13 protein-coding genes are annotated in these 13,798 nt (G+C 73.5%); 5 read left to right on the top strand and 8 right to left on the bottom strand.

All coding sequences use genetic code 11. The annotated features are described in order from the left end of the window. Positions 1-13 precede the first annotated feature (13 nt). The gene (locus IE308_RS25525; RefSeq protein WP_190219695.1) at positions 14-907 is read left to right on the top strand and encodes an ABC transporter ATP-binding protein; all 894 of its coding nucleotides are present in this window, start codon (positions 14-16) and stop codon (positions 905-907) included. After that, a complete protein-coding gene (locus tag IE308_RS25520; RefSeq protein WP_190219694.1) occupies positions 904-2,508 on the top strand; it encodes an ABC transporter permease in 1,605 nt (534 codons plus the stop codon). The genes IE308_RS25525 and IE308_RS25520 overlap by 4 nt, the downstream gene beginning before the upstream one ends. Positions 2,509-2,550: 42 nt before the next feature. Here the strand turns inward: IE308_RS25520 and IE308_RS25515 are convergent, their stop codons facing one another. The 8 genes from IE308_RS25515 to IE308_RS25480 all read right to left on the bottom strand — a co-directional run bounded on the left by IE308_RS25515 (position 2,551) and on the right by IE308_RS25480 (position 10,346). Further along, entirely contained in the window at positions 2,551-3,144 is a 594-nt protein-coding gene (locus tag IE308_RS25515; RefSeq protein ID WP_110629442.1) for a Uma2 family endonuclease, read from the bottom strand. Positions 3,145-3,231: 87 nt separating this feature from the next. Next, complete coding sequence (locus IE308_RS25510; RefSeq protein ID WP_190219693.1) at positions 3,232-4,452, bottom strand: cytochrome P450; 1,221 nt, start codon at positions 4,450-4,452, stop codon at positions 3,232-3,234. 9 nt (positions 4,453-4,461) lie between these two features. After that, complete coding sequence (locus tag IE308_RS25505) at positions 4,462-5,106, bottom strand: hypothetical protein (RefSeq protein WP_190219692.1); 645 nt, start codon at positions 5,104-5,106, stop codon at positions 4,462-4,464. A gap of 30 nt (positions 5,107-5,136) precedes the next feature. Continuing rightward, positions 5,137-5,802 (bottom strand): response regulator, encoded by a 666-nt coding sequence (locus IE308_RS25500; RefSeq protein WP_110629439.1) that lies wholly within the window; start codon positions 5,800-5,802, stop codon positions 5,137-5,139. Beyond that, positions 5,799-7,172, bottom strand: coding sequence for a sensor histidine kinase (locus IE308_RS25495; protein ID WP_190219691.1), 1,374 nt, complete (start codon positions 7,170-7,172; stop codon positions 5,799-5,801). The genes IE308_RS25500 and IE308_RS25495 overlap by 4 nt, the downstream gene beginning before the upstream one ends. Positions 7,173-7,283: 111 nt before the next feature. After that, positions 7,284-7,901 (bottom strand): response regulator, encoded by a 618-nt coding sequence (locus tag IE308_RS25490; RefSeq protein ID WP_229909053.1) that lies wholly within the window; start codon positions 7,899-7,901, stop codon positions 7,284-7,286. 250 nt (positions 7,902-8,151) lie between these two features. Then, entirely contained in the window at positions 8,152-9,252 is a 1,101-nt protein-coding gene (locus IE308_RS25485) for a sensor histidine kinase (RefSeq protein WP_190219689.1), read from the bottom strand. 185 nt (positions 9,253-9,437) lie between these two features. Continuing rightward, positions 9,438-10,346, bottom strand: coding sequence for a UbiA family prenyltransferase (locus tag IE308_RS25480; protein ID WP_162655564.1), 909 nt, complete (start codon positions 10,344-10,346; stop codon positions 9,438-9,440). A 176-nt stretch (positions 10,347-10,522) separates the two neighbouring features. Between IE308_RS25480 and leuC the strand changes: the two genes are divergently transcribed. Genes leuC through IE308_RS25465 form a run of 3 tightly spaced genes read left to right on the top strand, consistent with a single transcriptional unit; the run spans position 10,523 to position 13,783 of the window. Continuing rightward, positions 10,523-11,947, top strand: a complete 1,425-nt coding sequence (leuC, locus tag IE308_RS25475; RefSeq protein WP_110629434.1) for a 3-isopropylmalate dehydratase large subunit — start codon at positions 10,523-10,525, stop codon at positions 11,945-11,947. 2 nt (positions 11,948-11,949) lie between these two features. Continuing rightward, complete coding sequence (gene leuD / locus IE308_RS25470; protein ID WP_190219688.1) at positions 11,950-12,543, top strand: 3-isopropylmalate dehydratase small subunit; 594 nt, start codon at positions 11,950-11,952, stop codon at positions 12,541-12,543. A gap of 34 nt (positions 12,544-12,577) precedes the next feature. Next, positions 12,578-13,783 carry an MFS transporter gene (locus IE308_RS25465; RefSeq protein WP_190219687.1) on the top strand — a complete coding sequence of 402 codons (1,206 nt, stop codon included), beginning with the start codon at positions 12,578-12,580 and terminating at the stop codon, positions 13,781-13,783. Positions 13,784-13,798: the final 15 nt, after the last annotated feature.

The raw sequence follows: 13,798 nt of genomic DNA, 5'->3' as shown, positions 1-13,798 counted from the left end.
TACGTTCTGAAGCATGACGAAGGCCATCACCGTCTCCGGACTGCACAAGGCGTTCGGACGGACGCACGCGCTCGACGGGCTGGACCTGGAGGTCGAGGCCGGTGAGGTGCACGGCTTCCTCGGCCCGAACGGCGCCGGCAAGTCCACCATCATCCGTGTCCTGCTCGGCCTGCTGCGCGCCGACTCCGGCGCAGCCCATGTCCTCGGCCGCGATCCCTGGGCGGACGCGGTGGAGGTGCACCGCCGGATCGCCTACGTCCCCGGCGACGTCACCCTGTGGCGCAACCTCTCCGGCGGCGAGATCATCGACCTGTTCGGCAGGCTCCGCGGCGGCCTCGACCCCAAGCGGCGGGCCGAGCTGGTCGAGCGGTTCGAGCTGGACCCGACCAAGAAGGGCCGCACGTACTCCAAGGGCAACCGGCAGAAGGTCGCCCTGGTCGCCGCGTTCGCCTCGGACGTCGACCTGCTGATCCTCGACGAACCGACCTCCGGCCTCGACCCGCTGATGGAGGAGGTCTTCCGGCGGTGCGTGGAGGAGGAACGCGAGCGCGGCCGGACGGTCCTGCTCAGTTCCCACATCCTCAGCGAGGTCGAGGAGCTGTGCGACCGGGTGAGCATCATCCGCAAGGGCCGGACCGTGGAGACCGGCTCGCTCGCCGACCTGCGCCACCTCACCCGCACCAGCGTCACCGCCGAGCTGGCCGGACCGCCCGACGGCCTCGCCCGCCTCCCCGGCGTGCACGACCTCGACGTGCGCGGCAGCCGCGTCCGCCTCCAGGTCGACACCGGCCACCTGGACGCCGTACTGCGGAGGTTGAGCGAGTCGGGGGTGCGGTCGCTGACCTCGACGCCGCCCACGCTGGAGGAGCTGTTCCTGCGCCACTACCAGGACGAGGTGACGGCATGACGGCCACGCTCGCGGTACGACGGTCCGGCGGCGGACGCCAACTCGCCGGGACCGGCACGCTGCTGCGGTTCGCGCTGCGCCGCGACCGGGTGATGACCCCGGTGTGGATCGCGGTCAACGCCCTGATGGTGCTGTCCATGCCGAACACCCTGCGGAACCTGTACGCCACCGACGCCGAACGCGCCGACCTGCTGCGGCAGATGGCCGCCAACTCCTCGCTGCGCGCGATGGTCGGCCCCGTGTTCGGCGACTCCCTCGGCGCGCTGACGGCCTGGCGGATCGGCGTGTACGCCGGTGCGCTCGCCGCGGTGATGAGCCTGCTGATCGTCGTACGGCACACCCGGGACGAGGAGGAGAGCGGCCGGGCGGAGCTGGTGGCGTCCGGGGCGGTGGGGCGGCGGGCGTCCCTGACGGCGGCGCTGCTCGCGGCGGCCGTCGCCGACGCCGTCCTCGCGGTGCTGCTGGCCGCCGGTCTCGCCCGGCTGGGCGCGGCGGGTGCCGTGGCCTTCGCGCTCGGGGCCGCGGCCACGGGCCTGGTGTTCGCGACGACGGCCGCGATCGCGGCCCAGCTGACGGAGAGCGCGCGGCTGGCCCGGGGCATCGCGGCGGGCGTGCTGGGCGCGGCGTTCGTGCTGCGCGCGGCGGGGGACGCGGCGACGGACGACGGCTCGTCGGTGCTGACCTGGCTGTCGCCGCTGGGCTGGCCGGAGAACGTCCGCGCGTACGCCGGTGAGCGCTGGTGGGTGCTGCTGCTGTCCGGCGCGGCGGTGGCCGTGCAGGCGGCGGTGGCGTACGGGCTGGCGGGCCGCCGGGACGTCGGCATGAGCTTCCTGCCGACGCGGCCCGGACCGGCGGCGGGCCGACTGGCCTCGGCGGGGGCGCTGGCCTGGCGGTTGCAGCGGGGCGGCGTGCTGGGCTGGTCGATCGGCTTCTTCCTCGCGGGGGTCGTCTACGGCGGGATGACCGAGGGGGCGGCCGATCTGGTCGGCGACAACGAGCGGGCCCGCGAGATCTTCGAGCGGATGGGCGGGCAGTCCGGGCTCACGGACGCGTTCCTCGCGTCGATGATCGGGGTGATGGGCCTGGTCGCCGGGCTGTTCGTGGTCGCGTCGGTGCTGCGGCTGTACGGGGAGGAGACCTCGGGCCGGGCGGAGCCGGTGCTGGCGGGCGCGGTGGGCCGGCTGCGCTGGGCGTCCGGGCATCTGCTGATCGCGTTCGCGGGGGTGGTGTGGCTGATGCTGCTGACGGGCCTCGGCTTCACGGCCGGCTACGGCGGCGAGGCGGGCCCGATCCTGGCGGCGTGCCTGGTCCAGGTGCCGGCGGTGTGGGTGGTCGGCGGACTGGCGGTCCTGCTGTACGGGCTGCTGCCCAGGGCGGCGGTCGCCGCGTGGGCGGTGGCCGGCGCGGTCCTCCTGCTCGGCTGGATCGGCCCCGCGCTGGACGTCCCGCAGACGGTCCTGGACCTCTCCCCCTTCGGCCACCTCCCCAAGCTGCCGGGCGGGGAGATGCGGTGGGGGCCGGCGGGGGTGCTGCTGGGGGTGGCGGCGGTGTGCACGGCGGCGGGGCTGGCGGGGGTGCGGAGGCGGGACCTGGAGAGCTGAGGCCTGCGGCGACCCGGCGGCGTGGGGTGCGCGTCCGTGGGCTCAGTCGAGGTACTGCTTGAGATGCGCCGTGTCGAGTTCGATGCCGACCGGTTCGGGGAGGGTGACCTTGCCGCCGAGACGGACCACGTGGATGTCCCGGTATCCGTCCTCGAAGTCGGGGTCGCTGTGCACGAGGACCGACAGCCTGTCGCGGTCGATGAGCAGGTAGACCGGGATGCCGGCCTCGGCGTAGGCACGGGGCTTCTCGATCCGGTCGCGGTTGTGCGTGTCCGCGTCGTACGACGTGATCTCCACGGCCATCAGCACGCCGTCGGGGTCCGCCCAGTCGCCCTTCCCGGCGAAGTGGCCGACAGGCGCGAGCACGCCGTCGGGACGGGCCCGGCCCTTGCGGTAGGCCTCGACCTTGAGTCCCTGTGTGGTGTTGAGGGTGAGTTCAGGGCGAGCTTGCTTGCACTGGAACACGAGCCACATGGCGATCTCGCCGTGGTTACCGTTCGTCACCTTGTTGAGCCCGATCCGTCCGTCGATGAACTCGAACCTGACGGCCTCGTCCTCACGCTCGGCGAACTCGGCGATCCGCTCGAACATGGACACCGACAACTGAGACGACGCGCGCTCTGCCATGACCGTCATGGTGCCTCCCTCCGCAGGCCGGCACCAGCGTGACGTGTTGCGAGCCGCCCCGGCCCGAATTCGATCGGCGCTCATCCGAACGAGTGATCACCCGACCTCGACGCTCAGCCCCTCCAGCCCCCGGATGACGAAGTTCGGCTTGCGTTCCGGCTCCGCCGCCAGGGTCAGCGTCGGCGCCCGGGTGAGGAGGGCCCGCATGGACGCGGCCAGTTCGATGCGGGCCAGCGGGGCGCCGATGCAGTAGTGGATGCCCGCGCTGAAGGAGATGTGCGGGTTGTCGCGGCGGGTGAGGTCGAGGCGGTCGGGGACGTCGAAGACGTCCGGATCGTGGTTGGCGGAGCCGAACAGCATGGCGATCTCGGCGCCGCGCGGGATCGTCGTCCCGTCGATCTCGAGGTCGTCCAGCACCCAGCGCTCGAACAGCTGGAGCGGGGTGTCATACCGCATCAGCTCCTCCACGGCCGTGGGCACGAGGGAGTGGTCGGCCCGCAGGGCGGCCAGCTGGGCGGGGTTGCGGAACAGCGCCCACCAGCCGTTGACCGTGGCGTTGACGGTGGCCTCGTGGCCGGCGTTGAGCAGCAGGACCGCCGTGGAGATCATCTCCTGCTCGGTGAGCCGGTCGCCCTCGTCGTGGGCGGCGATCAGCCCGGAGATCAGGTCGTCGCCGGGTTCCCTGCGGCGGGCGGCGATCAGGTCGCGCAGGTAGTCGGAGAACTCGACGGAGGCGCGGACGGCCCGATCGGCGGCCTCGGCGGAGGGGTTCAGCTCGTACATCCCGCAGATGTCCGCCGACCAGGGCCGCAGCAGCGGGCGGTCGGCGTCGGGGATGCCGAGCATCTCGGCGATCACGGCGACGGGCAGCGGTTCGGCGACGTCGGTGAGCAGATCGCCGCGGCCCGCCTCGACGAGCCGGGCGACGAGGTCGCCGGCGAGCTGTTCGACGTACGGCTTGAGCCGCTCGACGGTCCGCGGGGTGAACGCCTTCGACACCAGCCGCCGGATCCGGGTGTGGTCCGGGGGCTCCAGGTCGAGCATGCCGTGGTCGTTGAGGGTGTGGAACGGCTCGTGTTCCGCCGGCGGCGGGGTCCGGCCGAACTCCTCGTGCGAGAACCGGTGCAGATACGTCCGCCCCAGCCGCCGCTCCCGCAGCAGCGCCGACACATCCGCGTGCCGGGGCACGAGCCACTGGTCCGTCGGCTCGTAGTACAGCACCCGTCCGCGCGCCCGCAGCTCGGCGTAGGCGGGGTAGGGGTCGGCGAGGAAGGCCGGGTCCCAGGGGTCGAAGGCGAGGCGGGCCACGTCGGACATGCGGCGACGCTAACGCGGCGGACCGGGGTCTGACCAGGGGCTCCGCGCGGCTTCCGGCTCCGCGCCGCTGAGCGGGGAATCCCACTCCGGGTCGTGCCACACCTCGCCCGCCGCGTGGTCCAGCAGGTGCCGGGCCGTGGCGGGGGCCGTGTCCTGCGGGGCGCCCACCGCGACCAGGGCGGACTCGACCGTCGCCGCCGCCTCGTCCGGGACGGCGTGGTCGTCGAGCAGCGGGAACAGCAGCAGGAGGCGGGCCGCGGGGTCGGTGATCCCGTCGGCGCCGGTGGCGGGGAGCGGTCCGTGGGCGGCGCGGTCCAGCTCCCGCCAGGTCAGCGCCCGCAGCGGGCGCGGGCCGCTGTCGCCGGGGGCGGTGAGCAGGTACGCGACACCGGGGTCGTCGACGAGGTTGTGGTAGACGACCGTCACCTCGCGGCCGTCCGCGCACGGCACCCGGAACACCGGCCAGCGGCCGGGATCCGTCAGCGTCTCGTACAGCGCGTCCACGTCCGCCCCGTCGGCGCCGAACCGCTCCGGCCCGGCCCCGGCCTCCTGGCAGCAGGGCGCCCAGAGGTGGTTCGGCCAGAAGCCCGGCCTGCCGAGCAGCGGCCCGCCGTCCGCCAGGGGGCGGTTCTCGTATCCCGCGAGCGTCGTCATGCCGTCAGCCTTCCAGAGCCGCCGCGGCCGTCAGCCGGGGGTCACCAGCCGTGCCTCGTACGCGAACACCGCCGCCTGCGTGCGGTCGCGCAGGCCCAGCTTGACCAGGATGCGGCTCACGTGGGTCTTGATGGTGGACTCCGCCACCACCAGGCGTCCGGCGATCTCCGCGTTGGACAGGCCCTGCGCGATGAGGACCAGGACCTCCGTCTCGCGGTCGGTCAGGTCGCCGTAGGCCGCGTGGGCGCCGGACAGGGGGTGGGACGGTTCCGAGAGCCGGGAGAACTCGGTGATCAGGCGTCTGGTGACCGACGGGGCCAGCAGCGCCTCCCCCGCGGCCACCACGCGGACCGCGTCCGCCAGCTGACGGGCCGAGGCGTCCTTCAGGAGGAAGCCCGACGCGCCCGCGCGCAGCGCCTGGTAGACGTACTCGTCGAGGTCGAACGTCGTCAGGACCAGCACCTTCGCGGTGCCGTCCGCCGCGACGATCTCACGCGTCGCCTCGATGCCGTTCAGCTCCGGCATGCGGATGTCCATCAGGACGACGTCCGGGGCGAGTTCGCGGACCTTCGCCACCGCCTCGCGGCCGTTCACCGCCTCGCCGGTCACCTCGATGTCCGGCATCGCGTTCAGCAGGACCGAGAAGCCCTCGCGGACCATCATCTGGTCGTCGGCGACCAGTACGCGGATCGTCATGCCGTCCCGCCGTCCTCACCGGGCGTGCGCGCCGGCAGGTACACCGTCACCTCGTAGCCGCCCTCCGGTGTCGGGCCCGCCGTCATCTCGCCGTTCAGCATCGTCACGCGTTCGCGCATGCCCGTCAGGCCGTGTCCCGCGCCCGGCGAGGCGGCGGACGGCGCGGGCGCCGGCGGGGGCGTGTTCACCACGCGCAGGCCCAGGCCGCCGATGACATAGCCGATCTCCACCCGTGCCGTCGCGCCCGGCGCGTGCCGCAGCGTGTTGCTCAGCGCCTCCTGGACGATCCGGTACGCCGACAGCTCCACCCCCTGCGGGAGTTCGCGGACGGCGCCCGTCACCGTCCTGTCCACCGTCAGGCCCGCCTCGCGCACGTTCGCGAGCAGGGCGTCCAGGTCGGCCAGGGTCGGCTGGGGCGCGTCGGGGGCCTCGTAGTCCTCGGCGCGGACCACGCCCAGGACGCGGCGCAGCTCGGTCAGGGCCGCCACCGCGTTCTCCCGGATCGTGGCGAACGCCTTGGCCAGCTCCGGCGGCGGGTTCTCCACCCGGTAGGGCGCCGCCTCGGCCTGGATCGCCACCACCGACATGTGGTGCGCCACCACGTCGTGCAGCTCGCGGGCGATGGTCGTGCGCTCCTCCAGCAGGGTGCGCCGCGAGCGTTCGTGCTCCGTCACCGTCTGCTGGGCGGTCACCTCCTCCTCCGCGTCCCGGCGTATGTGCCAGACCGTCACGGCGAGCAGGACGAGCGCGGAGAGGAAGAGGAACTCCACCGAGTCCGAGCCGCCGTAGGGGTAGGCGGCGAACGGCCCCGTCAGCACGCCGTACGCCGCGGTCACCAGCCACATCCACGCCGCCGTACGCGGCCGGGTGCGCAGCGCCACCACCGTCAGCACCGACAGGTGCCCGGCGAAGCCGGCCGGCTGGAACGGCCAGCCGTCCCAGTCGACGCCGAGCACGGCGAGCAGCGCGGCCGAGCCGAGCGACAGCCAGAACGCGGCCACCGGCCGCAGCAGCGTCAGCACCACCGCCGCCGCCGGGATCACGCTGGTCACGACGTAGACCGGGGAGGCCAGGTCGTAGCCCGTGGAGGCGCCGGCCGCCAGGGTCGCCCACGCTAGGAGGAGCACGAGCGCGTGCCGCGCCCACACCGCGTGGCGGCGCAGCGGTGCCGGGAAGCGCCGTACGAAGGGCGCGTCCGCGGCGAGGCGGGGCAGCGGGCGGTAGGCGAACACGTCGTGCAGCAGGTCCTGCCGCATGCCGCGCAGCGCCTGCGCGGCCGCGCGGAACTCCGGGCTGCGCGGCACGTACGCGGGGTGGTCGCCCTCGCCCGGTCCGCTCGTGGTGGGGTGCGTCTTGGTCGTCTCGGCCATGTCGGAACCGTAAGGCGGCCCCGCCCGCGCGGTCGTCCCCTTGGAGGGGGTTCCTCGGCGTCCCTCTCAGGTACTACGGGGTCTGCGGGCGGCGGGCACCCGGTCCGCCGGTCAGAACGGTTCGAACTCCCGCAGCCGGTTCACCGCGTCCAGCCGTGACGCCGCGCCCAGCTTGTCGAACACGTTCCGCAGGTGCCGTTTGACCGTGCCCTCCGCTATGCCGAGCCGGGTGCCGATCTGGCGGTTGCTCAGGCCCTCCGCGACCAGGGTCATCAGCTCGCGTTCCCGGTCGGTCAGCGGGTGCGGTCCGGACGGGGGCACCGGGCGGGGCAGGAACGTGGTCTTGCCGCCCGCCATCGCGCTGCGGATCGCCGAGACGAGGATCTCCCGGTCGACCTCCTTGTGCAGGTAGGCGGAGGTGCCCGCCTTGAGCAGCGACTCGATCAGCCGCGCGTCGTCGTGCATGGTCAGGACGACGATCCTGGCCTGCGGGGCCCGCTCGCGCAGCGCCCGCACCGTCTGCAGCGGGCCCGGGCCCGGCATCTCCACGTCCAGCAGCACGATGTCCGGCTGGTGCTCGGCCGCGAGCGCGACCGCGGACGGGCCGTCGCCGGCCTGGGCGACCACGGTCAGCCCGTCGTGCAGGTCCAGCAGCTCGCACAGCGCGCCCCGCAGCAGGCTGTGGTCGTCCGCGGCGAGGATCCGGATCTCCCGCCGGCCACCGGCCACGGCGGGCCATAGCTCTCGCCGCCCACCGGCCGCGCCGACCGGCCGCGCGCCGACCTGCCCCGCGGTCCTCCCGCCGGCCGGCCCGACCGAACCCCCGCCGGCCGGCTTCACCGGATCCCCGTAGGCCGGCCTCACCGGACCCCCGTGGCCCGGCCTCGTCGTATCCGCGCCGCCCGGCGCACCGATGTCCTCACTCATCTCAAGTCCCCCGTTCATCCCCCGATGTCCCCCTTGTCCGTTCGTTCGTCGGTCAGGTGTGTTCCCGTTCCACCAGGTCCACCGCCGCCACCTCCGGCAGCGGCACCTGGAAGTGGACCCGTGTGCCGATCCCCGGATAGCTCGCCACCCGCAGGGTGCCGCCGAGGCCGGTCACCCGCTCCCGCATCGACGACATGCCGCCGCTGCGGCCGGTCGCCGGCGCCGCCGGGTCGAAGCCCCGGCCGTCGTCCTCGACGGTGCAGGCGACGCAGTCCGGGGCGATGGTGACGTCCACGTCGATCCGGGAGGCGGCGGCGTGCGTGAAGGCGTTGCGCAGGCACTCCCGGACCACGAGGAAGATCTCCTCGCGGCGGTCGGCAGGCAGCCACGCCTCGTCGCCGTTGATACCGACGACGACCTGCGCGCCGTCGGTCGCGGCCTGCGTGTAGGAGCTGATCTCGGCCTGCAGGCTGTCCCTCAGTTCGTAGCTGCGCAGCCCGCTGACCAGCGAGCGGGTGAAGCGGAACGTGTCGCGCAGCGCCTGCCGGGCGTCCGCGATCCGGCTCTGCGCGCTGCCGCCGGCGGCCAGGTCGGCCTCGTACAGGTCCAGGCAGCGCAGCGCGAGGGCCAGGCTGGAGCCGATGTGGTCGTGGATGTCGCGGGCCAGCTGGTCGCGGCGCGCGGTGTTGGCCGCGCCGACGCCGCGCAGCGTGGACGCCTCGTAGCCGATGGCGGCGGCCCGCACGCGCGTGGAGATGGAGCTGTGCAGCATGCGCACCGCGCGCGTGAGGCGGCTCATGCCGGTCCCGGCGGGGAAGGCGCGGGCCTCCTCCACGAGGGCGTCGGTGCCGACCTCGAACAGCACGTGCGCGGCGAACAGCGAGTCGATGGGCGGGATCTGCTCGAAGGCGCGGCGCATCCCGAGGGCCATGGAAGTGAGTTCGGCCTCCATGGCGACCTGCACCTGCTCGCCGTGCAGCGCGGCGAGGCACTCGGTGAGGATGTCGCGCGCCTGGTCGCGCGCGGAGTTCCAGATCCTGTCGTTGCGTACGAGGGCGCTGTCGGCCTCCCTGAGTCCTGCGGCGTACGCGGCGATCACCGCCTCGACCACGGCGGCGCGCCGCTCGGGCGGTGACCCGGCGGTGGCAGACATCCCGGCGCTTCCCCCTCCTGTCTCGACAGCCGGGACGTGTGGGGCCGCTCCAGCCGACGTGGCAGACCGTAGCAATGTTCCATTACATGCAACGTGGCCTGCCGCAAAGAATCATTCAAGAACCCCTGGCAGTGTGCGCCGCGTGCCTGTGATCGGCACTACGCGTCTCATATGCCGGGCATGTCTCACATACCGAGCAACAGGGCGGCGGCGGTGGCGAGATGGACGCCGTACTGGGTGGCCATGGCGACGCGGTAGGGGCTGCGCGGGGCGACCGTGCGCGGGGCGAGGCAGCGGGCGGTCAGCAGGGTGGCGCCGACGGCGAGGGCCAGCGCGCCGGTGGTCAGCGGCACGGGCGTCGTGGTCCAGGGGGCGCCGAGCAGGGAGAACTGGGCGAGGCAGAGTGCGGCCAGGGCGCAGAAGGTGCGGGTGGCCGCCTCGCCGCGGACGACGGCGAGGGTGCGGCGGCCGGCCAGCGCGTCGCCGCCGGTGGAGCCGAGGTCCTTGGCGACGGCGCCGATCAGCCCCACCCACAGCGACATGACGGCGCCGAACAGCAGGGCGGTGGCGCTGGGCGTGCGGCCCGTGGAGAGGGCACCGCCCAGGTAGGTGGCGAAGGTGGCGGCGGTGGTGACACAACTGGCGGACCAGGCGCGCAGCTTGGCCGCGCCGCGGGGCGCCGAGTACAGGTAGCCGAGGACGAGGAAGACCAGGACGCAGCCGGTGGTGCGCGGCGCGAACAGGCTGAGCGCGAGCGCGGTGACGGCGAGGGCCACCACTCCGGCGCGGGCGGTGCGTACGTCGAGGCGGCCGCCGGCCAGCGGACGGGAGGAGCCGTTGGCGCGGTCCTCGGGCAGGTCCATCAGGCCGTTGAAGAGGTACGCGCAGGTGGTGGCCGCCCACCAGGCGGCGGCACCGGCCAGCACCGTTAAGCCCGGCGCCCGGCCGCTGCCCAGCGTGCACAGCGCGCCCAGCGCGAACCGCAGGACGAAGGCGGCCTGCACCAGCGGCCGCGCCTCCTGGACGCACAGCAGCAGCCGGTGCCCGAGGCGGCGGTCGGTAAGGGGTCGATGACGTTCGGCGACGATGCTCACGGCAGCGAATCTAGATCGGCAGGTGCGGAAATCGCACGAGGAATATGGCATTCCGTGGGGCCGTGTCACTTTAGTGGTACGCCCATGTGCCCTGCGGGGCACTTCTATTGAGGACGTCATTCCCCTCCTGTTTCAGTTCTACTCGTCGGAACAACACCCACGAGACAGGAGTCGACGTGCCGGGGCAGACGCTAGCCGAGAAGGTCTGGGACGCGCATCTGGTCCACCGGGCCGAGGGCGAGCCCGACATCCTCTACATCGACCTGCATCTGCTGCACGAGGTCACCAGCCCGCAGGCCTTCGACGGCCTGGAGCTGCGCGGCAGGAAGGTGGCCCGCCCGGACCTCACCCTGGCGACCGAGGACCACAACACGCCCACCCAGGACATCGGTCTGCCGATCGCCGACCCGACCTCCCGGGCGCAGGTCGAGGCAATTCGAAAGAACAGTGAGAAATTCGGGGTCACGCTTTATCCGCTGGGCGATCCGGGACAGGGAATTGTCCATGTGATCGGTCCGGAAACGGGATTGAGCCAGCCGGGTACGACCATTGTGTGCGGGGATTCCCACACCTCCACGCACGGTGCCTTCGGGGCGCTCGCCTTCGGTATCGGCACCAGCGAGGTGGAGCACGTGCTCGCCACGCAGACGCTGCGCCTGCGGCCGTTCCGCACGATGGCCGTGAACCTGCGCGGCACGCCCCGGCCCGGGGTCACCGCGAAGGACATCATCCTCGCGGTCATCGGGAAGATCGGCACCGGCGGCGGGCAGGGCCACGTCATCGAGTACCGCGGCGAGGTGATCGCCGGGCTGTCGATGGAAGCGCGGATGACCATCTGCAACATGTCCATCGAGGCGGGCGCCCGCGCCGGGATGATCGCCCCCGACGACACCACGTTCGCCTACCTCAAGGGCCGCAAGCACGCCCCGCGCGGCGCGGACTGGGACGCGGCCGTCGAGTACTGGCGCACGCTGCGCACCGACGAGGACGCCGTCTTCGACAAGGAGGTCGACGTCGACCTCGACACGCTGACGCCGTACGTCAGCTGGGGCACCAACCCCAGCCAGGTCGCCCCGCTCGACTCGCTCGTGCCGGCCCCCGAGTCCTTCGCCGACCCCGCGCAGCGGGCCGCCTGCGAGCGGGCCCTCGCCTACCAGGGACTCACCCCGGGCACCCCGCTGGCCGGCATCCCCGTCGACGCCGTCTTCCTCGGCTCGTGCACCAACGGCCGGATCGAGGACCTGCGGGCGGCGGCCGAGGTGCTGCGCGGCCGGCGCGTCGACCCCCGGGTGCGGATGCTCGTCGTACCGGGCTCCGACCGGGTCAAGGCGGCCGCCGAGGCGGAGGGCCTGGACCGGGTGTTCAGCGAGGCCGGCGCCGAGTGGCGCAACGCGGGCTGCTCGATGTGCATGGCCATGAACCCCGACTTCCTGCAGCCCGGGCAGCGCGCCGCGTCCACCTCCAACCGCAACTTCGAGGGACGCCAGGGCGCCGGGTCCCACACCCACCTGGTGTCGCCCGCGGTGGCCGCCGCGACCGCCGTCGCCGGGGCCCTCGCCTCGCCCGAGTCCCTGCCCGAGCCCGTCTTCGCCGAGGTCTGACCATGGAACCCTTCGTCTCCCACACCGGCCGCATGCTGCCGCTGCGCCGCAGCAACGTCGACACCGACCAGCTCATCCCGGTCCGCTTCCTGAAGCGGCTCACCCGCACCGGCTACGCCGACGGCCTGTTCGCCGTGTGGCGCACCGACCCGGAGTTCGTGCTCAACCAGCCGCGCCACGAGGGCGCCACCGTGCTGGTCGCGGGCCCCGAGTTCGGCACCGGATCCTCGCGCGAGCACGCCGTGTGGGCGCTGCTCGACCACGGCTTCCGGGTCGTGCTCTCGCCCCGCTTCGCGGACATCTTCCGCGGCAACTCGCTGAAGAACGGGCTGCTCACCATCCAGCTCCCCGACGAGGTCATCGCCGAACTGTGGCGGCGCGCCGAGGAGTTCCCCGAGGAGCCGGTCACCGTCGACCTGGCCGCGCTGGAGGTGCGGGCCGGTGAGCTGACCGTGCCGTTCGAGCTGGACCCCTACCACCGCATGCGGCTGATGGAGGGCCTCGACGAGATCGACGCCACCCTGCGGCACGCCGACAGGATCCGGGCGTACGAGGACCGGCGCCCCTCCTTCAAGCCGACGGTCACCGCCGCCTGACGGTCCGTCCGTCACCGTCGCCCCGGGAGGTGCGATGCTCTCCGCCCCACGTCTGTTCACCGGCTACCGGGTCCTGTCCCGCAGCTACTTCCACCTCACGATCCTGTTCGTCTTCCTCTACGACCGCGGCCTGTCGCTGCCCACAGTGGAGCTGACGCTCGCCGTGTACGGCGCCGCCCTGGCCCTCGCCGGACCCGTCACCAAGCCGCTCGCCGCCCGGCTGAGCCTCACCGGTGCCGTCGCCACCGGCGAGTGGCTGAAGGCGGCCGGTCTGGTGCTGCTCGCCCTGCCGGGCGGGCTGCCCGTGGCGATCGCCGGCCAGATCATCGCCGCGCTCGGCTTCTCCCTGGCCAGCGGCACCGACTCGGCGCTGCTCGCCGAGGTGTGCCGCCGCGACGGGGCCGACGCCCGCGCCTGGGAGGGCCGCAGCGGCTCGCTGACCTTCGCCGCCGCGCTCGTCGCCGGTGTGCTCGGCGCGATCCTCTACCAGGCCTCGCACACCGCGCCGTTCTACCTGTCGGCGGCGATGTCCGCGCTGGCCGCGCTGACCGCGCCGCTGGTCGGGCGGGGGCTCGAACCGGCGGTCAAGCCGACGGCCACCGCGCCGAAGGACACGCCGGCCCAGCGGGCCAAGGGCCCCGCGTACGCCGCCGTGCTGCGCTGGAGCGCGTACTACACCGTCGTACGGGCCTTCGTGCTGGCGCTGTTCATCGGCTTCCTGCCGTATCTGCTCTACCTGCGGCTGCATGTGTCGCTGCCGGTGTTCGGGCTGGTCCTCGGCTCGTACACGCTGAGCGGCTACTTCACCGCCCGGTACGGCCGCGCGGCCGTGGACCGGTTCGGCGCCCGCGCCACCGCCACCGCCAGCGCCTCGCTCGCCGGGGCCGGCCTGCTGATCCTGCTGTGGCAGCCGAACACCGCCGGTGCCGCCGTCGCCACCCTCGCGCTCGGCGCGGGTGTGGGCGCGGTGCGGCCGGTCGCGGTCGGCGCCATCGGGGAGCTGCTGGCCGACCGGCCCGCCGCCGAGAAGGCCGCCGCGCTGCGCGCCAACGAGGCCCGGTTCGCCGCGGTCAACACGCTGCTGATCCTGCTCGCCGGGCTGCTGCTCGACCGGGTCGGCTTCCCGCAGCTGCTCCTCGGGGTCGTCGTCGGCTACCTGGCGCTCGCCGCCGCGGCCGTCGTCGCCCTGCCCCGCACCGCCGCCGCGGACACCCCCGCGAAGGCGCCGGTCGCGGTCTGAGACCACCACCCCCAC

The sequence above is a fragment of the Streptomyces griseosporeus genome, from assembly GCF_014656055.1.
Lineage (GTDB): Bacteria > Actinomycetota > Actinomycetes > Streptomycetales > Streptomycetaceae > Streptomyces > Streptomyces griseosporeus.
The sequence above is the reverse complement of the archived record's forward strand: the minus strand, read 5'-3'. Positions and strand labels throughout refer to the sequence as shown.

Bases quoted from the DNA above. Each gene is read 5' to 3' on its own strand.
- IE308_RS25465 (WP_190219687.1), top strand. From the start codon at position 12,578: ATGCTCTCCGCCCCACGTCTGTTCACCGGCTACCGGGTCCTGTCCCGC.
- IE308_RS25485 (WP_190219689.1), bottom strand. From the start codon at position 9,252: ATGTCTGCCACCGCCGGGTCACCGCCCGAGCGGCGCGCCGCCGTGGTC.
- IE308_RS25500 (WP_110629439.1), bottom strand. From the start codon at position 5,802: ATGACGATCCGCGTACTGGTCGCCGACGACCAGATGATGGTCCGCGAG.
- IE308_RS25525 (WP_190219695.1), top strand. From the start codon at position 14: ATGACGAAGGCCATCACCGTCTCCGGACTGCACAAGGCGTTCGGACGG.
- IE308_RS25515 (WP_110629442.1), bottom strand. From the start codon at position 3,144: ATGACGGTCATGGCAGAGCGCGCGTCGTCTCAGTTGTCGGTGTCCATG.
- IE308_RS25495 (WP_190219691.1), bottom strand. From the start codon at position 7,172: ATGGCCGAGACGACCAAGACGCACCCCACCACGAGCGGACCGGGCGAG.
- leuD (WP_190219688.1), top strand. From the start codon at position 11,950: ATGGAACCCTTCGTCTCCCACACCGGCCGCATGCTGCCGCTGCGCCGC.
- IE308_RS25505 (WP_190219692.1), bottom strand. From the start codon at position 5,106: ATGACGACGCTCGCGGGATACGAGAACCGCCCCCTGGCGGACGGCGGG.
- IE308_RS25510 (WP_190219693.1), bottom strand. From the start codon at position 4,452: ATGTCCGACGTGGCCCGCCTCGCCTTCGACCCCTGGGACCCGGCCTTC.
- IE308_RS25520 (WP_190219694.1), top strand. From the start codon at position 904: ATGACGGCCACGCTCGCGGTACGACGGTCCGGCGGCGGACGCCAACTC.